Annotated in this window: 14 protein-coding genes; 5 read left to right on the top strand and 9 right to left on the bottom strand. The window is 66.1% G+C overall.

Annotation, left to right across the window (positions count from 1 at the left end; genetic code table 11):
• Positions 1 to 31: 31 nt before the first annotated feature.
• Positions 32 to 5845 carry a HAMP domain-containing protein gene (locus ACS5RC_RS25255; RefSeq protein WP_478346683.1) on the top strand — a complete coding sequence of 1938 codons (5814 nt, stop codon included), beginning with the start codon at positions 32 to 34 and terminating at the stop codon, positions 5843 to 5845.
• The gene (locus tag ACS5RC_RS25250; protein WP_478346682.1) at positions 5842 to 7914 is read left to right on the top strand and encodes a response regulator; all 2073 of its coding nucleotides are present in this window, start codon (positions 5842 to 5844) and stop codon (positions 7912 to 7914) included. Before ACS5RC_RS25255 ends, ACS5RC_RS25250 begins: the two co-directional genes overlap by 4 nt.
• A 108-nt stretch (positions 7915 to 8022) precedes the next feature.
• Here ACS5RC_RS25250 and ACS5RC_RS25245 read toward each other — a convergent pair whose 3' ends face one another.
• Complete coding sequence (locus ACS5RC_RS25245) at positions 8023 to 9084, bottom strand: HD-GYP domain-containing protein (RefSeq protein ID WP_478346681.1); 1062 nt, start codon at positions 9082 to 9084, stop codon at positions 8023 to 8025.
• Positions 9085 to 9146: 62 nt separating this feature from the next.
• On the bottom strand, positions 9147 to 10874 hold the full coding sequence (locus tag ACS5RC_RS25240) for a sensor domain-containing diguanylate cyclase (RefSeq protein WP_478346680.1): 1728 nt from the start codon (positions 10872 to 10874) through the stop codon (positions 9147 to 9149).
• Between the two features lie 563 nt (positions 10875 to 11437).
• Between ACS5RC_RS25240 and ACS5RC_RS25235 the strand changes: the two genes are divergently transcribed.
• Entirely contained in the window at positions 11438 to 12253 is an 816-nt protein-coding gene (locus ACS5RC_RS25235; RefSeq protein WP_478346679.1) for a DUF3658 domain-containing protein, read from the top strand.
• A 250-nt stretch (positions 12254 to 12503) separates the two neighbouring features.
• On the opposite strand, the gene ACS5RC_RS25230 is transcribed toward ACS5RC_RS25235, so the two are convergent.
• The 7 genes from ACS5RC_RS25230 to ACS5RC_RS25200 form a co-directional block, all read right to left on the bottom strand.
• Entirely contained in the window at positions 12504 to 15065 is a 2562-nt protein-coding gene (locus ACS5RC_RS25230; RefSeq protein ID WP_478346678.1) for an HWE histidine kinase domain-containing protein, read from the bottom strand.
• A gap of 103 nt (positions 15066 to 15168) precedes the next feature.
• A complete protein-coding gene (locus ACS5RC_RS25225; protein WP_478346677.1) occupies positions 15169 to 15585 on the bottom strand; it encodes a response regulator in 417 nt (138 codons plus the stop codon).
• A 359-nt stretch (positions 15586 to 15944) separates the two neighbouring features.
• Positions 15945 to 17027 (bottom strand): alpha/beta hydrolase, encoded by a 1083-nt coding sequence (locus ACS5RC_RS25220; RefSeq protein ID WP_478346676.1) that lies wholly within the window; start codon positions 17025 to 17027, stop codon positions 15945 to 15947.
• A gap of 49 nt (positions 17028 to 17076) precedes the next feature.
• Positions 17077 to 18129: an alpha/beta hydrolase gene (locus tag ACS5RC_RS25215; RefSeq protein ID WP_478346675.1), complete on the bottom strand. Its 1053-nt coding sequence runs from the start codon at positions 18127 to 18129 to the stop codon at positions 17077 to 17079.
• A 19-nt stretch (positions 18130 to 18148) separates the two neighbouring features.
• Positions 18149 to 19225, bottom strand: a complete 1077-nt coding sequence (locus ACS5RC_RS25210) for an alpha/beta fold hydrolase (protein WP_478346674.1) — start codon at positions 19223 to 19225, stop codon at positions 18149 to 18151.
• 203 nt (positions 19226 to 19428) lie between these two features.
• Positions 19429 to 19782, bottom strand: coding sequence for a hypothetical protein (locus tag ACS5RC_RS25205; RefSeq protein ID WP_478346673.1), 354 nt, complete (start codon positions 19780 to 19782; stop codon positions 19429 to 19431).
• A gap of 622 nt (positions 19783 to 20404) precedes the next feature.
• Entirely contained in the window at positions 20405 to 21214 is an 810-nt protein-coding gene (locus tag ACS5RC_RS25200) for a class II aldolase/adducin family protein (protein WP_478346672.1), read from the bottom strand.
• Positions 21215 to 21383: 169 nt separating this feature from the next.
• On the opposite strand from ACS5RC_RS25200, the gene ACS5RC_RS25195 reads away from it, so the two are divergent.
• The gene (locus tag ACS5RC_RS25195; protein WP_478346671.1) at positions 21384 to 21659 is read left to right on the top strand and encodes a hypothetical protein; all 276 of its coding nucleotides are present in this window, start codon (positions 21384 to 21386) and stop codon (positions 21657 to 21659) included.
• Positions 21660 to 22588: 929 nt separating this feature from the next.
• Positions 22589 to 23083 (top strand): response regulator, encoded by a 495-nt coding sequence (locus tag ACS5RC_RS25190; RefSeq protein ID WP_478346670.1) that lies wholly within the window; start codon positions 22589 to 22591, stop codon positions 23081 to 23083.
• Positions 23084 to 23187: the final 104 nt, after the last annotated feature.

The raw sequence follows: 23187 nt of genomic DNA, 5'->3' as shown, positions 1-23187 counted from the left end.
TCTCAGGCTCTTCCGCCGGAGGTATTCCCGAATGACGCTGACCACGTCGCAGCTTGAGCCGAAACTCCTCCTGAAGAGTCTGCGCGCCTTCCGCAAAGGCGATTTCACGACCCGCCTTCCGCTGGACCTGACCGGCATCGACGGCGAGATCGCGGAGGCCTTCAACGACATCGTCGAGTTGAATCAGGGCCTGTCGCGCGAGCTTGACCGGGTCGCGCGGGCCGTCGGCAAGGATGGTCGGATCGGTGAACGCGGCAAGCTGCCGGCCGCGACCGGCAACTGGAACGATTGCGTGGACTCGGTCAACACGATGATCGGCGACCTCGTCCAGCCCACGACGGAGGTCGCGCGCGTCATCGGTGCCGTGGCCAAGGGCGATCTCAACCAGATCATGCAGCTCGAGATCGAGGGTCGACCCCTGCGGGGTGAGTTCCTGCGCATCGGCAAAGTGGTCAACACGATGGTGGACCAGCTGAACTCCTTCGCGTCCGAAGTAACCCGCGTCGCCCGCGAGGTCGGCTCCGAGGGCAAGCTCGGGGGCCAAGCCCGGGTCAAGGGTGTCGGCGGAACCTGGAAGGACCTCACCGACAACGTCAATCTCATGGCGGCCAACCTCACGGGCCAAGTCCGCAACATCGCCGAAGTCACCACAGCGGTGGCCAACGGCGACTTGTCGAAGAAGATTACCGTCGACGTGAAGGGCGAGATCCTCGACCTCAAATCCACCTTCAACACGATGGTGGATCAGCTGAACTCCTTCGCGTCCGAAGTGACCCGCGTCGCCAAGGAGGTGGGCTCCGAGGGCAAGCTTGGGGGGCAGGCCCAGGTCAGGGGCGTCGGTGGTGTGTGGAAGGATCTCACCGATAACGTGAACATGATGGCTGAGAACCTCACCGGCCAGGTCCGAAACATCGCCGAGGTGACCACGGCCGTGGCGCGAGGCGACCTCTCCAAGAAGATCACCGTCGACGTGAAGGGCGAGATCCTGGCCCTGAAGCTGACCATCAACACCATGGTGGACCAGCTCAACTCCTTCGCGTCCGAAGTGACCCGCGTCGCCCGCGAGGTCGGTACGGAGGGCAAGCTCGGCGGTCAGGCCCAGGTCGAAGGGGTCGGCGGCACTTGGAAAGATCTGACCGACAACGTGAACATGATGGCGGCCAACCTCACCGGTCAGGTGCGCAACATCGCCGACGTCACCACGGCGGTGGCCAACGGCGACCTGTCGAAGAAAATCACCGTCGACGTGCGGGGCGAGATTCTGGAGCTGAAGAATACCATCAACACCATGGTGGACCAGCTGAACTCCTTTGCCTCGGAGGTGACCCGTGTTGCCCGTGAGGTCGGCTCGGAGGGCAAGCTCGGCGGTCAGGCCCAGGTTCGCGGGGTCGCCGGCACCTGGGCCGACCTCACCGACAACGTGAATCTCATGGCGGCCAACCTCACGGGCCAGGTGCGCAACATTGCCGACGTCACCACGGCGGTGGCGAACGGCGACCTGTCGAAGAAAATCACCGTCGACGTGCGGGGCGAGATTCTGGAGCTGAAGAATACCATCAACACGATGGTGGACCAGCTGAACTCCTTCGCCTCCGAGGTGACGCGCGTTGCCAAGGAAGTGGGCTCGGAGGGCAAGCTCGGGGGCCAGGCGCGGGTGGAAGGCGTTGCCGGCACCTGGGCCGACCTCACAAACAACGTGAACCTGATGGCCGAGAACCTTACAGGTCAGGTCCGCAACATCGCCGATGTCACCACGGCGGTCGCGAACGGGGATCTCTCAAAGAAGATCACCGTCGACGTGAAGGGGGAGATTCTGGAACTCAAATCCACCATCAACACGATGGTGGATCAGCTGAACTCCTTCGCCTCTGAAGTGACGCGTGTGGCGCGCGAGGTCGGGACGGAGGGCAAACTCGGTGGCCAGGCCGAGGTCAAGGGCGTCGGCGGTGTCTGGAAGGGACTGACCGACAACGTGAACATGATGGCGGCCAACCTCACCGGTCAGGTGCGCAACATTGCCGAAGTCACGACGGCGGTCGCGAACGGCGATCTCTCCAAGAAGATCACCGTCGCTGTAGAAGGCGAGATTCTGGAGCTCAAATCCACCATCAACACGATGGTGGACCAGCTCAACTCCTTCGCGTCGGAGGTGGTGCGCGTGGCCCGCGAGGTCGGCATCGAGGGTAAGCTTGGCGGCCAAGCCCAGGTTCGCGGCGTCGGCGGCACCTGGAAGGATCTGACCGACAACGTGAACATGATGGCGGCCAACCTCACCGGTCAGGTGCGCAACATCGCCGATGTCACCACGGCGGTGGCGAACGGCGATCTCTCCAAGAAGATCACCGTGGATGTCAGCGGCGAGATCTTGGAGCTCAAGTCCACCATCAACACGATGGTGGACCAGCTGAACTCCTTCGCCTCCGAAGTCACCCGCGTCGCCCGCGAGGTCGGCTCGGAAGGCAAGCTCGGCGGTCAGGCCCAGGTTCGCGGCGTCGGCGGCACCTGGAAGGATCTGACCGACAACGTGAACATGATGGCGGCCAACCTCACCGGTCAGGTGCGCGGCATCGCGGATGTGGTGACCGCGGTCGCCCAGGGCGACCTCAAGCGCAAACTCTCGGTCGACGCCAAGGGTGAGATCGCTGCCCTGGCGGACACCGTGAACAAGATGATCGAGACCCTGGCCACCTTCGCGGACCAGGTGACCAACGTCGCGCGCGAGGTGGGTGTCGAGGGCAAGCTCGGGGGGCAGGCCCGGGTCCCGGGCGCAGCTGGCCTCTGGCGCGACCTGACCGACAACGTGAACCAGCTTGCCGCGAACCTGACGACCCAGGTGCGCGCCATCGCCGAGGTGGCCACCGCGGTGACCAAGGGCGATCTCGCCCGCTCGATCTCGGTGGAAGCCTCGGGCGAAGTGGCTTCCCTGAAGGACAACATCAACGAGATGATCCGCAACCTGCGGGACACGACCTTGAAGAATGCGGAACAGGATTGGCTGAAGACGAACCTGGCGAAATTCACACGGATGCTGCAGGGCGAGCGCGACCTCGCCACGGTCTCGAACCTGATCCTGTCCGAGATCGCGTCCCTGGTGAACGCGCAGCGCGGCGTGTTCTACATGGTGGAGAATGACGCCGGAGAGCCCGTCCTCGACCTTATGGCGAGCTACGCCTTCACCGAGCGCAAGAATCTCTCCAATCGCTACCGCTTGCGGCAGGGCCTCGTCGGACAATGCGCCTTCGAGAAGAAGCGTATCCTGCTCACCAACGTGCCCGGCGACTACATCACGATCGGCTCCGCCCTCGGCGAGGCCTCGCCCCTCAACATCATCGTGCTGCCCGTCCTGTTCGAGCAGGAGGTCAAAGCGGTGATCGAGCTCGCCTCGTTCAGCCGCTTCAGCGAGACCCACCAATCGTTCCTCGACCAGCTCACCGAGTCGATCGGCATCGTGTTGAACACGATTGCCGCCAACATGCAGACCGAGGGCCTGCTCAAGCAGTCGCAGCTGCTGACCGGAGAGCTGCAGAGCCGGCAGGACGAGCTTAAGAAGACGAACGACCGGCTCGAGCTACAGGCGGCGTCTCTGCAGCAATCGGAGGACCTGCTCAAGAACCAGCGTGAGCGCCTTCAGACGACAAACGAAGAGTTGGAGGAGAAGGCCCGCCTGCTCGAGATTCAGAAGAAGGAAGTCGAGGGCAAGAACCGCGAGGTGTCCATTGCCAAGACGGCGCTCGAGGAGAAGGCCGAGCAGCTCTCGCTCACCTCTCGCTACAAGTCGCAATTCCTCGCCAACATGAGCCACGAGCTGCGCACGCCGCTCAACAGCCTTCTGATCCTGTCCAAGCTGCTGTCCGAGAACAAGGACGGGAACCTGACCGACAAGCAACGCGAATTTGCCAAGACCATCAACGCGGCCGGCTCGGACCTGCTGTCGCTCATCAACGACATTCTCGACCTCTCCAAGATCGAGTCCGGGACCGTCTCCCTCGAACTCGGCAATGTCGCCCTGCAGGACCTCGTCGATCACCTCGATCGCACCTTCCGGCAGGTCGCCGAGGAGCGCGAGCTCGGCTTCATGATCCAGGTCGCGCCGGGATTGCCGGCGGCGGTGCGCACCGATTCCAAGCGCCTGCAGCAGGTGCTGCGCAACCTGCTCTCGAACGCGTTCAAATTCACCGAGACCGGCAGCGTCACCCTGCAGATCGGGTCGGCCGAAGGGTCTCCGCTGCGCTCCGGCAGCCAGTGGATGGCGTTCTCGGTGCGCGATACGGGGATTGGCATCCCGGAGGAGAAGCAGCGCATCGTCTTCGAGGCGTTCCAGCAGGCGGATGGAACCACCAGCCGGAAATACGGCGGAACGGGCCTCGGCTTGGCGATCAGCCGCGAGATCGCCCGGCTGCTGGGGGGCGAGATCGTCCTTGAAAGCCGCCCCGGACAGGGCAGCACCTTCACGCTGTTCCTGCCCTTCGAACCCCCGGCGACCACCGGCGCAACCGGCCCGGTGGACGCTGGCGAAGCCACCGCATCGCTGCCTCCGCACAGCCGCCAGCCCTCCGCCGCGATGGCGCTGTCAGCGTCGGCCGACGACCGACACATCATCCGGCAGGGGGATCACATCGTCCTGATCGTGGAGGACGACGCGATGTTCGCCTCCGTCCTCCTCGAACTCGCCCGTGAGCGGGGCTTCAAGGGACTGATCGCGCAGGACGGAGCCGGGGCCCTGGCTCTCGCCCACCGCTACAAGCCGCACGCCATCACCCTCGATATCGGGCTGCCCGACATGGATGGCTGGGCGCTGCTCGACCTCCTCAAGAACGATTCCCGCACGCGACACATCCCGATCCACGTCATCTCGGTCAACGACGAGAAGAAGCGCGGACTCAAGGCGGGCGCCTTCGGCTTCCTCGAAAAGCCGGTGGACCGTGAAGGCCTGCTGAAGGCTCTGGAGCGCTCGAAGGAGTTCATCACCCGGCCGGTCCGTAACCTTCTTCTCGTGGAGGACGACGACAACCAGCGCGCCAGCATCACGGCGCTGCTCGGCGTGGAGGACGTCGAGGTGTTCGGGGTCGGCACCGCGGCGGCCGCCCTCGAGGCGGTGAATGGCGGCCGCTTCGATTGCGCGATCGTCGATCTCGGTCTGCCCGACATGAACGGGTCGGATCTCATCCAGCAGATCCGCGGGCTGCAGGGAGGCGATGAGCTTCCGATCATCGTCTACACGGGCCGGGAACTGACCCCCGCGGAGGAGCACCGGCTGAAGCAGACCGCCTCGACCATCATCCTCAAGGACACCCTGTCGTCCGAGAGGCTCCTGGACGAGACGGCTCTGTTCCTGCACCGCGCCATCGGCAACGTGCCCGTCCACGACGCCATCGTCGTGGAGCGGCGCGAGCCGGCCTCGCTTGAAGGATGCCGGGTCATCCTCGTCGACGACGACCTGCGCAACATCTTTTCCTTGACCAGTGCCCTCGAGGAATATGGGTTGACCGTCCTGTTTGCGGAAAACGGTCGCGATGGCATCGAACTCCTGAAGGCGCATCCCAACGTCGACGCGATGCTGGTCGACATCATGATGCCGGGCATGGACGGCTACGAGACCATGCGCGCAGTTCGCAGCCACCACGCCTTTCGGGCGCTGCCGCTGATCGCCGTAACCGCGAAGGCCATGAAGGGCGATCGGGAGAAGTGCCTGGAGGCTGGGGCCTCGGACTACGTGTCGAAGCCCATCGACATGGACCAGCTCCTCGCCGTGCTGCGGGTGCAGTTGGAGCAGCGCGCCTCTGCGGCTGAGCGGGACGGATCCGGTCTCAACGGGGCAGCGCCAGCGGCGGGCGCCGCCCGATGACGGATCTTCCTCAGCATCCTCCGCCAGGCTCCGAGCCGTCGGACGCGGTGGCGGAGATGGGGACCCTGCCCCTTATCCGCGCGAAGATTCTGATCGTCGACGATGACCGGCGCAACCTGCTCGCCGCCTCGGAGGTGCTTGACGAGCCCGGTCTCGACCTCGTCCTGGTGGATTCGCCGGAGGAGGCCCTGCGACGGAGCTTGCGCGAGGACTTCGCCCTGATTCTCCTCGACGTGCAGATGCCCCGCATGGACGGCTACGAGGTCGCGGCGTTGATCCGGAGCCGCCCCAGGACCTCTGGGGTCCCGATCCTGTTCCTGACCGCCCACAACAAGGACGACATCCATATCTTCCGTGGCTACTCGGCGGGCGCGGTCGATTACGTCTTCAAGCCGATCCAGCCCCTGATCTTGAAATCGAAGGTCGGAGTCTTTGTCGACCTGTACCGCAAGACCGAGGAAATCCGTCGCAAGGCTGCCGCGGAGAAGCAGCTGCTGCTCGACAATCTACGGGTGCGCGGCGAAAAGCTCGACGCCGAGCGGGCCCTGCGCCGGGGCGAACAGCATCAGGCCGCCGTGCTCCGCAGCCTTCCCATCGCGCTCTACACAGCCTCGCTGGATGACAGTGACCGCGTCTTGCAGTTTACGAGTGACAGCATCGAGCGCATCACCGGCTTTCCCCGGCGAGCCTTCCTGGAGCCGGGCCTCTGGCAGGCGCAGCTGAATGCCGAGGACCGGGGCCCCGTTCTCGACGCGCTCCAGTCGGTCGCCGAGACCGGCACGGCAGCGCTGGAATACCGCTGGCGTCATGCCGACGGGACCGAGCGGCACATTCTCGATCAGATCGTCGTCAACCGCAGCAACGACGGCACGGACTCGGATGTGTTCGGCATGTGGTTTGATGTGACCGAACGCAAGGAGTTGGAGCTCAGCCTGCTGCATGCCTCGAAGCTGGAGGCCGTCGGGCGGCTCACCGGCGGCATCGCGCACGACTTCAACAACATGTTGAGCATCGTGATCGGCAACCTCGATCTGCTGCAGGGCTCGGTTCGGGCCGACGAGAAGGCCCGACAACGCGTCGAGAACGCGATCGAGGGCGCGCAACGCTGCGTCGAACTCACGAGCCGGCTGCTGACCTTCTCGCGGCGTTCGCCCCTGCAGCCCTCGGCCCTGGATTTCACCGTCTTCATGCCCGGGCTGGTGAAGCTGCTGAAGCGGACCTTGGGCGAGCGTGTCAGCCTGTCGCTGGCGATGGACGAAGCGCTTCCGACAATCTGCGTCGACCATGCCCAGTTGGAGGCGGCCCTGATCAACCTCGCCGTCAATGCCCGCGATGCCATGCCGGAAGGCGGCACCCTGACCATATCGGTCCGGCTCCGCGACCACGTCGGAACCCCGGATGCCACCGCCGGAAAGAGTTCGGCGGACAGGCTCGTCGCCATTACAGTCTCGGACACGGGGACCGGAATGCCGCCCTCCGTCTTGGCCCGGGTCTTCGAGCCCTTCTTCACGACCAAGGAGGCGGGCAAGGGTACGGGCCTCGGCCTCAGCATGGTGCATGGCTTCGTTCAACAAAGCGGAGGCTCGATCGCGGCTGAGAGCGTGATCGGGCAGGGCACCAGCATCACGCTCTCCCTGCCGGCGGCCGAGAAGCAAGACCGTGATCGCGGCGAATTACCGCTCACGGATCCTTTCGAAACCCTGCAGGGTGGTGGCCGGATCATTCTCGTCGTCGAGGATGACGAGCACGTACGCCGGACGGCAGTCGCGGCCCTGGAGACCCTGGGGTTTGAAGTCCGTCAAGCCGGTGACGCAGGTGAAGCCCTCCAGATTCTCGAGCAGGAGCCGGGCGTCACACTCCTGTTCAGCGATGTGAACATGCCGGGTTCTTTGAACGGCATCGATTTAGGCAATGTCGTCAGACAGAAATGGCCGAACATCTATGTGCTCCTTGCCTCCGGGTATATCAAGGACGAGCAGGATGTCAGCAATTTCGATCTTATACAGAAACCGTATCGCGTCGCCGAGCTCGTATCCAAGCTTCAGGATAAATTGTTATGCCCGTCATAGATTTATTCATCACGAATGTGCTTGCTTGAGCGTCTCGCTCGAACGCTGACGTTCCGCAAGAGAACCGGTGAGCCGTCACGGAAGCACCCGGCACGCGGGTTTGCCCATTCAAGCTGCGTGGGGCACCTGCCGCTGCTGGTGTCCGGCATCCAGGAAGGTCTCGATCTGGTCCCAGCGACTGAGGAACGCTTCCACGACGCGGGGGTCGAAGTGAGCACCGGCATTCTCGGCCATGTGAGCCCGGGCGCGCTCCGGCAGCCAGGCTTGCTTGTACGGGCGCTCGGTCGTGAGCGCATCGAAGACGTCCGCCACCGCAACGATCCGTCCCGCCAAGGGGATCGCCTCACCCTTGAGATGGTTCGGGTATCCGGTCCCATCCCAACGCTCGTGGTGGCTGGCAGCGATCTCGGCGGCCAAACGCATGACCGGTGAGGCGCTCCCACCCAGGATGCGGTAGCCGCGCTCGGCATGGCGCTCCATCTCCTGGCGCTCTCCGGGCGTGAGGGGCCCCGGCTTGAGCAGGATGGCATCCGGAACGGCGATCTTGCCGACATCGTGCATCGTCGCGGCCAGCCCCATCAGCCGGCATTCGGCCGGGTCGAGACCCAGCGCTTCCGCGATCAGGCTTGTGTAGGCAGAAACCCGGGCAATGTGGTCGCCGGTGTCCTCGTCACGGTTCTCGGCGGCGCGCATCAGCGTGGAGACGATCTCGCGCTCACGCTCTTCCACGAGGGCGACTGCGGCCGCGACCTCGCGGGCGAGCTGCGCAGCCTGGTCCCGCAGGGCCCGATGCGCCTGCGAGAGGGCGAGCAGATTGGCGACACGCGCCCGGACCTCGTCCGCGTCCATGGGCTTTGGCAGGAAGTCGGTCGCGCCAGCTTCCAGGGCCTCCTGGCGCAGGCTGCGCTGGTCACGGCTTGTGACCATGACGATGGGAACATTCCGGAGCTCGGGAATGCGTCGGACCGCGCAGATGAACGCGATCCCATTCATGCCGGGCATCTCGTAGTCGGTGATCACGACACCGATCTCGGACGCGTGCGTCCGGGCAAAGGCAAGCGCCTCTGCCGGACTGGTGAAGTCGTGCGGCAGGCACCCCCTGATGGGCCGCAAGGCGGTGACCATCAGCAGGTTGTTCATCTCGTCGTCGTCGAGAATGAGAGCTAGCATGGGCAAACGCTCATTGTCTGGTTTGTCCTTCGGCCCGGCCCGTCCCCCCGATCGTCGCCGTGCTAGGCAGCCGCTCGCAGATCCACCGATACGGACGCCGCGAACGATCGCACGCAGTTGCGTCCGCCCGACTTGGCCGCATAGAGCGCGCGGTCGGCCCGTTCGATCGTGTGGTCGATGTCACGGTCTGTGACATCAGCCTCGGCCATGCCGATGCTGATCGTCGCCTTGAGGCACTGACCGTCGGGTTCGAACACGGTGTTGGCCACCGTCTGGCGGATTCGGTCCGCGAATATGGCCGCCCCTTGTAGATCGGTCTCGCGAAGCAGGACCACGAATTCCTCGCCACCGAACCGGGCCACCTTGTCAGTTGTCCGGATCGCGTCGCTGATGATGTGTCCGACCTGACGGATGATCTCGTCGCCCGCGGCGTGCCCGTAGAGATCATTGACGCGCTTGAAGTGATCGATATCGATCATCAGGATGCAGATCGCGCGCCGATAGCGCTTGAAGTAGCTCATCGCATCGGTGGCCAATGGCAGGAACGCACGCCGGTTGAGCAGGCCGGTCAGCGCGTCTGTGTCGGCCAGAACCTGCATGGCATGGAGATCGGCGCCCAAACGCCGGACGCGATCCTCCGCGGCGTGGACCGCACTCGAAGCCTCAGCCTCGATGTGGCGTGCATCCGCCTCGACGCTGCCGATGCGCCTCAGCAGCGATCGGACCGAGGCCGACAGCCGCAGAACTTCGGGCGAGCCGTGGACATGGCGGGTCATCCGCGCATCCGGTTCACGGCCGATGCGGTCGACGGCCTCGGTGAGCTGCGCCAACGGCCGTGTCAGCTGCGCGGCGACCCACCAGATCGCGCCGACGCCGAGGACAGCCGTGACAAGCCCGAGCAGGAGGATCAGGCCGGTCAGACGGTTCGCGCCCGCCAGCGCAGTGTCGACGGGCTGGAGAGCGACGACGATCCAGCCCAGGCCCGGGTAATCGCCGCGCCCGCGCGTGGCGGCGACCGCGGCGAGCCGATCCCCCTCAGCGCTCCGGACGATGAAATGCCCGGAGGCGAGGTCTGCGGCCGTGTACGGCGTGGCTTCGAGGTCGGATCCGAGCAGGACCCGGCCGGCGCGATCGAGGACGACGACCTCCTCCTTCAGTTCGGGCCTGCGAGACGACAGCACCTCGCGCCGAACGACATCGGCCCAGCGCCAGCTGAGGTGCGCTCCGAGGACACCGACGCTCTGGCCCGACGCATCATCGACCGGGACCGCCACATCCACAAACCGGAACGGCGTGCCGTCGCCGTAGGGAGGAAGCTTGGATCCCAGCAGAGGTGCGGCGTGGACGTCCTCGACCGTGGCCTTCCGAAGGCCGTTGTTGAACCATGGCCGCTGGCTGACGCTCGCCTCTTCGAGAACCCGGCCGGTTGCGGCGCGCACCCGTGCGTCGCGATCGGCAAACCCGATCCAGGCGTAATCCGGCAGCGTCCTCTGCATGGTCTCGAGCACTTTGCGCAGGCTGCCGGTGTTCTCCATCCAGTGGGGCTGCAGCAGCTCAAGCGCCCCGACGTTACGGATTTCCCGCAGGCGCTCGGCCATGTCCTGATCGAGCCGATCGGCCATCGACTGGGCAACCTGGAGGAGCGCGGCATGGGCCATATCGGTAGCCTGCCCGCGCGCCAGTAGAGCAGATCCGATCGTGGTCACCCCAACAATGGCAAGACCGATGGTGCCGGCAAGCAGACTGATCTGCCGCCGCAATGAAACGCGGTCCGCGAGCCGCTTGAACATCTTGAACGATCCTCGACCGCCGAGGGTTGTGCGCCTTAATTCATGACGGAAGGTGAAATTTATTCGTAAACAGCTTGCTGCCTCCATCTTTCGGCGCCAGCCGCTCGCCGATCCGTGGCGGCTGGAACGCCTTACCTCACCAAACAACCCTCCGCGTGGGCATTCGGCGCCTCTGCTCAGGGCGCAGAGCGGGCGCGACGGCGACGTCCGCATTCTCGCGACTTCGATTCACCGCGGGCCGGCAGAGATCCACCGATCCGAGACGTTTCAGCATGCGCCGATCGATGACTGAGGCTGGCCGAAAGCCGCCGGCCTGCTTTTAGAGAAGAGCCGCGGGAAAAGCAGACGGCCCCAGAGCGCGCCGACATGGTCGCCCACGCTCGTCTTCCCCCTCGCCGGAGACCGGACGCGGAACCGACGCTTTGCGAGGAGGGATCACGATCCCGTCGGGGTGCTGTGACCGAACGAGACACAGCAGCCCAGCAGGATCACATTGCAGCCACGTCGAGTGGTGACAAAGCTTCCGGCCGCCCTGACCACGATGCGGCGAATGGGGATCACAGATGCCCGGTGAGGCCGAAATCGTCCACGTGGCGTGGGGCGTGAGCAGGGCGGACACCCTTCGTGACGCTCTCCGGTCGCAGGGCGACGACGCGCGGGTCATCGGGCTCTCGGGCACCTTGGATGTCGGCCCCATCAATCCGCCTGACCCGGATGTTCGCCACGCGTGGCTGAGGGCCGTCCTGCGACCCGATCCCTACGCCGACCAGCGCGAGGCGGAAGAGCCCTGGATGGAAGCCACATCGGCCCGCGTGCATCCGGTCTACTGGGTCTGCATGAGCGACGCGACCGAACACGCCAGTTTTCTCGAATTCGCGTTCCGGATGCATGGCCGCCCCTTCGACATCGTCGACGCCACGGCTCTCGACTTCGTCACGCGCGACGGCGTCCGGAGGCCGTGGTCGCTCGGGATCATGCGCTGCGAAGACATCGTCGCGTCTGGCCTGAGGCACAAGCGACGCACCTTCTCCAGGGCCGAGGGCGACGCTGCCGCTGCTGCGTGGGCGGCCTTGAGGCGCGAGGATGCACCGCTGCGCATCGTGCGCGACGGCCGCTTGGTGTCGGCCCCACTGACGCACTTCGACGCCGTGATCATCTCCCAAGTCACACGAGACTGGGAGGTCGCGGCAAGCGTCATCGGGCGCACCTTGCAACATCTGACCGTCGAGGTTGACCCACCCGGTCAGGTCGTCAGCGACGTCATTCTGTTCGGTCGTATCCAGGCTCTCGGAGATGCAGGCGGTCTTGCGATCAGGGGACCGGGACCGGGCATGCGCGATTACGAGGTCAGGAAGCCCACCGCCCGTCTGCAAGCCTGAGATGTCGATGAAGGCGCTAGCCGGTTCCGCCTGCCGAGGCTCCTGAGGCGGATCAGGCGAACGTCCCAGTCTGCACCGCCGATCCTCCAGAGCCGACCGGCCGAAACCCACCCCGTCCGGCCCTCTCGCAACCGACCCGACGCGGGATTCCCGCGCGGCCGTGCGGATCGTGACGGCGCCCACCGCCGCCGCATACCGCAGCGCGACGCCCTACCGGCGATGTTGTACGGCTCGCGCGGCTTCCGCCTGCTCAAGGGCGGATCCCGTGGGCGCGGGGACGGCCGAAGGCCTGCCGCAAGCTGTCCGCCCCGTAGGGCTTCTTGATCACCGGCACGTCGCCGAGATCGGTTGGGACCTGGAAGCTCTCGCCGTAGCCGGTCGCGAACGCGAACGGGATGCCGAGTTCCGCCAAGCGACGGGCAACGGCGACGCTCGTCTCCGACCCGAGGTTCACATCGAGGAGCGCTCGGTCCGGCGGCGACGCGTCGATCACCCGGAGGGCCTCCCGAACCGAGGCCGCCATGTCGACCGCCTCGGCACCGAGCGCGGTAAGCGCCTCCTCGGCCTCCAGGGCGATGATCATGTTGTCCTCGACCACCAGCACGGTCCCGCCGAACGACAGGGACGGGATCGCTTCGGGCTGGACGACCCGCACCGCCCGCGGTGGCGCGGCGCGGACGAAGGCGGCCGGGATCGAAAACCGCGCGGTCAGGCCGGTCAGCGCGTAACGCACCTCGGCCTCGCCCTTCAGCTCATAGGGCACGGAGCGCTCGATGATGGTCGAGCCGAAGCCGCGCCGGGTCGGAGCCTTGACGGCGGGGCCGCCCGTCTCGGTCCAATGCACGACGAGGCTGTCGAAGCCGTCCCGCTCCCAGCGCACGTCGACCCGGCCGCCGCTGTCGCTGAGTGCGCCGTACTTCGCCGAGTTCGTCACCAACTCGTGCACGACGAGCGCCATCGTGGTGAAGGCCTGCGGTTCCAGCAGGACGTCCACGCCGTCGAGGACGACGCGGTCCGACTTCGCGCCGAGATAGGCCGCGGCCTCGACGGTGAGGAGCTCGGCGAGAGATCCCGGGCCCCAATTGGCGGAGGTGACTTGGTCGTGAGCCCGAGCCAGTGCCTGGATCCGGTCGCCGATCACGGTCGTGAAGTCCTCCCCCTCCCCCGCGCTGGCGCGGCTCTGGGTGACCACGCCGCGGATCAGGTTGAGGATGTTGCGCACCCGGTGGTTCAGCTCGGCGATGAGGAGCTCCTGCCGCTCCTGCGCCTCCTTGCGCTCGCGCTCGGCCGTGTCGCTCAGCCGGAGGATCACCTCGAGCAGCGTGACCCGCAGCGCCTCCGCGGTGCGGGCTTCCGCCTCCGACCAAGGGAGCGACCGGCCGTGCACGATCTCGCCCCACGCCTCGAAGCTCTTACGCGGGGTCAGGCGGATGCCGTTCGGGCCGAGGCTCGCGGGCTTTTCCGGATTACCCGCCCACGTCACTGTGCGCGCCACCTCCTTGCGGAAGAACACCAGGAAGTCCCGCGGCGTACGCGACACGGGCACGGCCAGCATCCCGGCCGCCCGCTCGGTGAAGTCGCGGCCAGGCTCGTGGAAACGTCCGATCTCGTCCGTGGCGTAGACCCGGCTCGCCGCCGTGCGGTTGAGGAAGCGCACGAGGCCGGTGAACTCCTCGCGCGTGGGCGTCATGCCTTGTAGGGTGACCTCGCCGTCGACCCACAGGCCCAGCCCGTCGCAGGCCACGATGCTGGAGAGCTCGTCGGCGAAATCCGCCAGCGCCCCCAAACCGGTGCCGCCCGAGGCCATGGCGCTCATCAGACGGTTGTGCGTCTCGCGCGCCAGCGCCTCCTGGGCGGCGATGACCTCGCGCTCTCGGCTCTCCAGGATCCAGGAGAACATCTGCCCGAACAGCTCGGCCGCGGTGCGGCGCTCCAACGAGATGTGGCGGGGCTCGGTGTGGTGGCAGGCGAATAGGCCCCAGAGCCGGCCGTCGCGCAGGATGGAGACCGACAGCGAGGCGGCCACGCCCATGTTGCGCAGGTATTCGATGTGGATCGGCGACACCGTGCGCAGGGTCGAGAGCGACAGGTCGAGGGGCTCGCCCGCCGGGTCGCGCGTCGGGACCACCGGTATGGCTGGGGCGTCGACGTCGGCGATGATGCGCAGCCAGTTGCGCTCGTAAAGCGCACGCGCCTGTTTGGGTATGTCCGAGGCGGGGTAGTGCAGGCCGAGGTACCGGTCGAGACCCGAGCGCACGGCCTCGGCGATGACCTCGCCCGAGCCGTCGCGTGCGAAGCGGTAAACCATGACCCGGTCGAAGCCTGTGAGCGCGCGCATCTGCCGCGCGGCCTCGCGGCAGAGCGGCTCGAACTGCACGGTTTGCTGCAGGCGGGAGACCATGTTGCGCACGAGGTTGCCGGCGCTGAGGTGCTCGGGCGCGCTGGGCTCGGCCTCGATGACGATGGCGCCTCCGGACACGTGCAGGGCGATGTCGAAGACGGGCCTGTCCGGCATGAGGCGGAGCCCGAAAACCCTATCCACGGCGTCGGGGCCGCGCAGGGTCTGCAGGTGGCCGCGCAACAGGTGGATGGCTTCCCGGTCGATGAGGGTATCGAGGGGAAGCCCGAGCAGGTCCTCCGGGGGACGTCCGAGCCATTCCTGGGCGTTGGCGCTGGCGCGCACCACGATCCAGTCCGGCGATACGCCGAGCAGGAAGCCGAACGGCTGCACCGCGCCGAGCACATGTATCGGCTCCCGGTCGCACGAGGTGAGGTCTACCGGCGGTCCCGGGTCTTCCGTGCTCGCGTCCATGCGTTCCGCGTCGTCCCGAGGATCCCGGCCGACACCCGACCTTCAACCCTCCAATAATGCGGAACACCGGCAAAGGTATCCGACAGGCCGCGGGGCCAGCCGGTCAAGCCATGTCGCGCAACGGGGCGGGCTTGCGTCCGTCGGGCAGGATTTCCTTGAGATGGTCGTGTACCATTTCGGCGGTGAACGGCTTGCCAATAAAGAGCGCGCCCTCGGGCATATCGTCGGGTCCCGGATGTGCCCGGCCGGAGGCGACGACGATGGAGATGTGGGGCCATCGTCGCGCGGTCTCGCGGGCCACGGCGAAGCCGTCGCGGGTGCCGGGCATCTGGACGTCGGTGAAAAGCAGGACGATCACGGCCTGCTCCCGCGCGAGCAGCACCATGGCCTGATCGCCGTCGCTGGCTTCGAAGGTACGGAACCCGGCATCGCGCAGGATGTCCATCGCATCCATGCGGATGAGGCCGTCGTCGTCAACGACGAGGGCGTAAGGCGTCGCGGGATCAACTGGGTCGGTCATCGGCACATAAGTCCCGAGCCTTGCAAAAGGTCCCGTCCGCTCAGTCCTGCAAGCCATCGACGGCTCACGGGAAGCCGCACGAATCGAGCGCATCTGCGGCGGAGCGGTCCCGAGCCGAACGGACCGCCGTCGGTTGGAGCCGACCGAAGGTCGAACGTCCGCTCGCGAAGGTCGGCGCTCGAGAGCGGACCGGCAGAAACCTACCCCTCCGAAGCGTCCATGCGCGCGATGCGCCGTGACTGTGAGCGACGGCCGTGTGACCGATGATCGGTTGCGGGGTCAGGCGGATGCGGGCTCACGGGCCGACCGGAAGCGCCGCCCTGACGGCGCGAGGCGCCCCGACGAAACGGCGCGGGCGCTCACGGCCTCGGCGTCCCGTCGACGGGCGTTTTCAGAAAGTCCTCGATCGCCTGGAAGAACACCTCGCGATTCTTCTCGAACAGAACGAAGTGCGTCGCGTCCGGGATCAGCACGGTCTTCTTGAGCGGTGCATTGGTGAGGTCGCGCATCAGCCCCTCGCGGTCCTCGGGGTACGACCACGTGTCGTACTGCCCGGCGATGACGAGCGTGGGTACGTAGATCGAGGAGGCATTCCACATGCGCCGGCCGGTGGCCTGCATGAAGCTGTCCTCCAGGACACCGTTCGGCGCGCGCAAGCTCGGCGGGGTGCGGCTTCCGCTCGCCGGATCGGTCGCCAGCATCTCGGTGTTGAAGGCATCGACGACGCCCTGCTCCCGATACTCGGCCTTGTTCTCGACCGGGATCTCACCGTCCCACCGCGCGGTGTTGGCTGCGGCCGTGCCGAGGCGGTAGGCGCCGAGCGCGTAGTTGAATTCGAGGGGCCGGCGCTTGTTTTGCAGGGACGTGCCCGCCCCGAGATTGGTGTGCTGGGCGAACGCGTAGGCCGGCGCGTAGAGCACGATCCGGCGAAGCTTCTCGCTATGCAGCGATGCGAAGTAGCCGGTCGTCATGGCACCCCACGACCAGCCGATCAGCGTGACCTTCGATACGCCGTGGCGCTTGCGCACGTAGTCGACCACCGATTCGATGTCGCGCACGGCCAGGTAGGAGCGCGTCACCGGCCGGTTCTCGGTCGCGGGCCTGTCCATCGCCGGCTCGCGGGACGAGAAGCCGTAGTTGCGCTTGTCGAACATGTAGACGACGTAGCCCAGCCGGGCGAGCCGGTCGGCCCAGGAATAGTCCTTGTAGGAGAGGTCGAAATCCGGAGTGGACGGGGTGGTCGCGCCGTGCACGAACACGACGAGGTTGTCGTCGGTGAAGCGCGTGTTGCCCTCGACCATCTTCATGCGCACGAACAGGCGGATGCCGGGATCGGCGCCGTCGATCTGCTGATCCTCCTTCGTGACGGTTTGCGCCTGCGCGGCCATTCCGAACAGGAGGATCGGCAGAAGAACACCCAGCAGAGTCGTGCGCCGGCTCATGAGAACAACCTCCCTCTCTTGTGCGTGGGCCCCTGCCCCGCCGCGCGGCCTAACGCGCCAGATGCCTGTCGAAGAAGCCTGCGATTTCCTCGAACACGGCCCTGGTCTCGGGCGCGGTGTCGTCGCGGATGTACTGAGCGTGGGACTGGCCTTCGCCCACCTGGAGAAAGGCTTCGACACCCGCCTCGCGGAGGCGGCGGTGCACGCGCACGGTGTTCGAGAGCAGCAGGTCGCGGGTACCGGTGGTCAGGATGGTGGGCGGAAACCCCTTGAAGTCGCCGTAGACGGGCGAGAGCATCGGGTCCTTGAGGTCGTGGCCGTCCGCGTAGACCTTGGCGCCGTCGTCGCAGAACCCGTCCGGCGAGACGAGCACGTTGTCGAGCATCGCGTTCGTCACGAAGCTGTCGCCGACCTTCGTCGTGTCCGACATCGGCGTGCCCGGCGCGATCGCGGCGGGCAGCGGCAGCCCCTCCGCCTTCGCCCGCATGACCATCGCCAGCGTCAGCGCGCCGCCGGCCGACGTGCCGAAGATCGCCGTCTTCCGCGGGTCCGTCGTCTTGGTCACGGACTTCCAGACCGTCATGGCGTCGTCGTGGGCGGCCGGATAGACCGCCTCCGGCGGCATGCGGTAATCGACCGAGATCACCCGGAAGCCGCCGATGCCGGCCATGAACAGCGCCTCCGGCAGGCCGGCCTCGCCGGGATTGAGCACGTAGCAGCCGCCGTGGACATGAACGAGGACGCGGTCGCGGTTCTCCGGCCGTATCGTGTCGGGCGTCACGATGAAGGCGCGCACCCCGTCGATGGTCGTGCGCTCGACCGTGACGTGAAGGCGTTCGATCATGCCGGGCACGAGCTTCTTCAGGGCCTCCGCGCCGGCCTCGGCGACGGGCTTCCACGCCGCGCCGTCCTTCGGATGAATGTCCCAGTTCGTGCGCAGGGGCTGGCCGATGATCTTGGCCATCTGCGGACTGACGTCGGCAGGCACCGGCACAACCTTGGCCGGCACTTGCAGCGGGGCGGCTTGCTGCGCCGCGGCCGGGGCGGCGAAGAGCGCGACCGCCATCGCCGCGCCGATCAGGTTTCGCGTCCTCGTGGTCATCGGCCTCACTCTGCCTTTCTCAGCGGCCGCGCAGGGCGACGCTATCGAGAAACTCGCGGATGGTGTGGTTCATGAAGTCCACGTCCGCAGCCTTCGCCGCGCTGGCCGTGGTGTGGCCCTGGACGGACGGGACGGCGACGACGCGCGCCTGCGGGATGGCGGCGCCAGCCTCGCGTGCCTCCTCGACGGGATTGTAGAGGTCGAGATTGCCGCCGGTGACGATCAGCGTCCGCGCCCTGATCGCGGCCAGCGCCTTCAGGTGGTCGCCGGAAAAGCCCGGCGTATCGCCGATATTGTGCCGGTCGTAGGCCCAGGTCTGCGCGATCCAATCGTTAGCGTCGAAGCCGGTCTTCAGCACGGCGTCCTCCTGGCCCTTCATCCAGGGCAGGATGTCGAGCGGCACCGGAGCGATCGCCCGCAGGGCGTCCGGCGTGCGGGCGGCGAGCACTTGCAGGATGTCGGCCCGCAGGCGCCAGCCCATCTCGGGCTGCCGGTCGTAGGCACCGTCCTTGAAGGTGGGGTCGAGCATCAGCGCCTTGCGGGTCGCCTCGTTGACCGCGATCGACCACGGCGCGGTGCGGGCCATCGGCGTCAGCGCCACGAGCGCGTCCATGGCGTCCGGGTGGCTCACGCCCCATTGCAGCGCCTGCATGCCGCCCATCGAGGCGCCGGCCACCGCCACGAGATGCGTGAGACCGAGGTGATCGAGCAGCAGCTTCTCGCTCTGGACCATGTCGCGGATCGTGAAGTGCGGGAAAGCCGTGCCGTGCTGGCTCGCGCTCGTGCTCGGGCTGGTGGTGAGGCCGTTGCCGATCGCGTCGGTGGCGACGATGAAGTACCGGTTCGTGTCGAGCGCCTTGCCCGGTCCGATCAGGAAGTCGATCCGGTGGTGGTTGCCGCCGATCGCCGTGACCATGAGGATCGCGTTGGACCTGTCCGCGTTCAGCGTACCGTGCGTGACGTAGGAGATCGCGAAATCCTTGATCGTCCCGCCGTTCTCCAGCGGCAGGTCGCCGATCTGGTAGACTTGGTGCGGGGGCGCGTCAGGACCGTGCGCCCAGGCCGCCGGTACCCCGCACAGAAGTGCGGCGAGCATCGCCCGGCCCAGGGACGCACGCAGTGCCCGTGCCCAGCGGCCTCTCACCCTCGATCCACCCATCCATCGTCTCCAGCCTGCCTCGTCGTCCCGGCTCAGGGTTCCGCGGGGCGGATGCCCGCAGGGCCATGAATCATCCAGAGGGTGCCCGTCGGCGTCAGCGACCCGCCTTCGCAGGCGATGGACAGGAACTCGGGCTCGGATCATGCCCCGTGCACCAGCGCGCGGCTGTCGGGGCTCCAGGCGATGCCGTGGCACCAGGGCCCAACCGGGCCCTTCGCGACCTGGGCCGGCGCGTGGCCTGCGACGCGGTGGAACCTGTGCGGGCCATGGTCGAGGGGCGAGGCGATGGCCTTGTTCGAGCCGTCGGTGGCCGGCACCGCGCGGTAGGTACCGTCCGGCGACATCGTCCGGCCCAGAGGCGTCTCGCCGACGGAGATCGTGGTCACCCTCCGTGGGGGCTCGGCGTTCAGGCCGATGGCGGTGTCCGGCACGGTCGCGGCCGCCACGACCCGCACGCACCCGGCCAGCGTCGCCGCACCCTCATCGCCCGACACCGCTGTCTCGGAACCGGCCGGCGCAACGAATGCAGACCAGCATGGAGCGCCACCGAGGGCGCTCCTGCTCGCACATCCCATCGTGCGTTCCTCCCGACCCGGCACGACTCGCGGTCGTGCTCTGGTGTCGAAGCGTAGCGTTTCGCGCGCAGATTGTACAAATCAATCGGTGCCGTACGGACCGCCGCCTTCCGCATTCGATGCGATGTGCCGATGAGGCGGGAGACGGAGTCCGGGCCCCTTGCCGGCTAAGCGGGCCCCACGCATCGCACCGGCCACCCTGCCGTCTCGGACGGCGGAACGGTCGAGAAACCGCCGGAGGGCCAGGGGCACCCGAGATTGGCCGCTCTCAACGCACCTGCATGACGCCTCAGCCGTCGCTCCGGCCGCCGTCATCGCCGTCCGGTCCAGAGTCCAGCCAAACCGTCATTCCGACAGCGGCGTCATCCTGCAGGGATGAGCACTGGCGTTAATCGCCGGCCCCGTGCGCTGCAGTCATGCGTCCAGCCAGAAGTTTCGAGCGTCGAAAGACCAGACCCACACTCTATCAAGCTGCCCAGCGAGCCGAAAAATCTTTGACCTGAGGATTCCGATCGGCCGACGCGATCGGGTCGGATCGCGGTCAGCGAGGCGGATCGGATACCTTGCGCTTCCACAGATCCCAGGCACGCAGGTGGATCTGGTCGACGGCTCTGCTGGCCTGCCGCCCTTCTTCCGGTTCCAGGTAGGTCACCGCGCTCCCCAGAGCGATCGCCTGCGCTTGGATCCGCGCGTTGACCTCGGTGTAGACCGCGCGGAACACAGCCATCGGTATCGTGGGCCCTACGACGACGTCGCCGTGCCCGCGCATGAGGGCGACCGAGTGCTCACCCATTGCCGTCGCCAGCGCACGGCCGAGTTGATCGTTGCGGACTAAAAGGTCCGTGATCCCGGCCGCCTCGCGGATCTCGAAGACCGGAACCCCGAAGCTCAGGAAGGCCGCGAGGTGGAAGGTCGCCCGCATCGGCACCCGGCTGACGCTGAAGGGGATCACGGCCGGCGAGTGGGTATGGACCACCGATCGGACATCCGGGCGCGCCGTATAGAGAGCGCTGTGAATGAAGCGTTCGAGGAAGACCGGCCGGCCTTTCGCATCAACCGGCTCGCCGTCCTGGTTGAACTCTAGGATGTCATCGCGTTGAACCAGGGCGGGCGCCAGAGAGCGCGACATCAGGAAGTGGTCAGGTCTCGTGGGATGTCGGACGCTGACATGTCCGAAGCCATCCACCACACCCTGGTCGGCGAGGATGTGGTTGGCCGTTACGAGATCCTCGATCACGGCGTCGAGGGAGGGTTCAGCGGGGGGTGTCGGTTGCTGGGCGGAGGTCTGGCCGCAGCACAAACTCCCGACGATGCAGGCGCCAACGATCCCGGCCAGGAATTGGGATGTCACCGTTCGGTATCGTCCGCCCACGTCGCACACTATGTGGCCACACCGAGCTTCGGCGCTGTGCGGTTATGACTCAAGGCACGCCCCCTTCCTAGCCGAGCACGACGCCTAAATTCACGTCCGGCGGCGCGAACAGGCAGGCCGTTGCTTTACTCTGGAGAGGAGTCTGCCGATGCGCTTGATCTGTGCCGGGATAGTTTCCCTCCTCTTGGCGACGTCCGCCCTCGCACTGGACGTGGCTGACACTATGCAAGCCTGGAGCACAGCAACATCCTCCGACAAAGGCCAGTTGCTCGAGCGATTGGCAAAATCCGAGCCGGAGACATCGTTACGCAAAGATGTGCGGGTTTGCATGGACGACGCCGGCAACATGACAGCGCATTCCAATCTGATGATCTCTGAAGTCTACGACGCGTGCTCCAAGCAGTCGGCAAAAGACAACATCTAACAGCGGGAGCACAGCGCCGACTTTATGGGATGTCGGCATAAAATTCAGATCGCCTCGAATTATCTGGGCGGACACGGATGGTCGCATTCGATGGCCATGTCGGCCTTGACGGATTCAGGATGACGTCGATTCCTTCCGCCAGGGCCGGCGATCGACCAGAACGGGGACGAGGCGCGACCAGCGTTGCGCTCGCAAGCGGGTCGAGCCGCTGGCCCGCAAGCGGGCCGATATCCTGGCCTGCCGTGACACGGGACCCGCCTGGGCTCGACCCGGACCACCGGGGAGCGGCGGAGCCGCCGCGGTCATCCCATCCCCTCCTCCGGTCATAAGCCTCACACGGGGATGGAGGGGCGTTGTCCCGGTCACCTCAGCTCACAGCGCAGGATCCGCGATACACCACTCTCACTCTTCGTCCCGACCAACCCAGCGTCACCGTCTGCAGCGCAACAGCATCAAATCCGAGCAATCACTCTAAAATGATGGATCAATTCGATATTTCGAATCTATTTATGAACCATATATTAAATTTATGCCAAGATTAATTGGTGCAAAAATCTTTCATCTGCATAATAATATTTTATTTTATTCTCATAGTAGTGTTTGTATTCGCCAGATGACACGCATGAGGACTGTCTCTGCTCACCCCATGTCCTCAGGCAAACTTTGTTTCCGGCAATACGGGACCGGTATCCAGACTATCTTCGGAAAGAGCTGAATTCTTACGTCGGACGGCGGGCAATGCGTGCGCCGAACGCGCGCGATCACAATATGCGGAGCACGGCCACCTAACTGTTATCTCCTGGGTACCGCATTGTGCCCGCAACCGCTGCGTGTAACGCATTGTGTCTGGACGTTCACACACCCACCGATGGCCTAGCGGCCATTGAGGAAGCCGAATGGCTGCGGCGTCGAGATCAGGAGAATGGACCGTGAGCCTCGGCAGCCAACCTGCCGCCGTCCTCATCGTAGACGGAGATGAACTCGTGCGCATGGTGACTGCCGACATGCTGTCGGACGCCGGCTTCGATACCGTCGAAGCCCGCACGGTCGCCGAAGCCCTGGCGGCTCTGGATGGCCCTGCCGCGGTGCGCCTGATGATCACGGCACGCACCCTGCCGGGCGGTGATAGCGGCATCCATCTGTCCCACCGCGTGCGCGCCCGATGGCCCTCCCTCGGCATCATCCTCACGGCCGGAACCGCCGTCGACCTGCGCCGCGAGCTGCCGCCCGGCACGCGTCTCATTCGGAAGCCCTTCGGCTTTGCGGAACTGATGCGCGCGGTCGAAGCGGAGATCGGCGCTGGCGATGCGGGGGCATCGGCGCTTCCTCTGGTCCCGGAGGGGATCCCGTTCCAGGCGGGAGCGCAGTTCGGTGGCGGAGCAGGCGCCTTGGCCGCCCCCACAACCGCGCCGGAGAAGGATTAGACAACACGATGCTTTGCGAGAGCATGCCGGTCGGAAGGGCGTAACCGCCTCAGGGTCTGACGCCGCTGTCCGTGTTCCGACATAGCCCGAACACGACCTTCGAA

This window comes from Methylobacterium sp. HJ2 (assembly GCF_056431005.1).
This window is presented reverse-complemented; position numbering and strand designations above follow the sequence as displayed.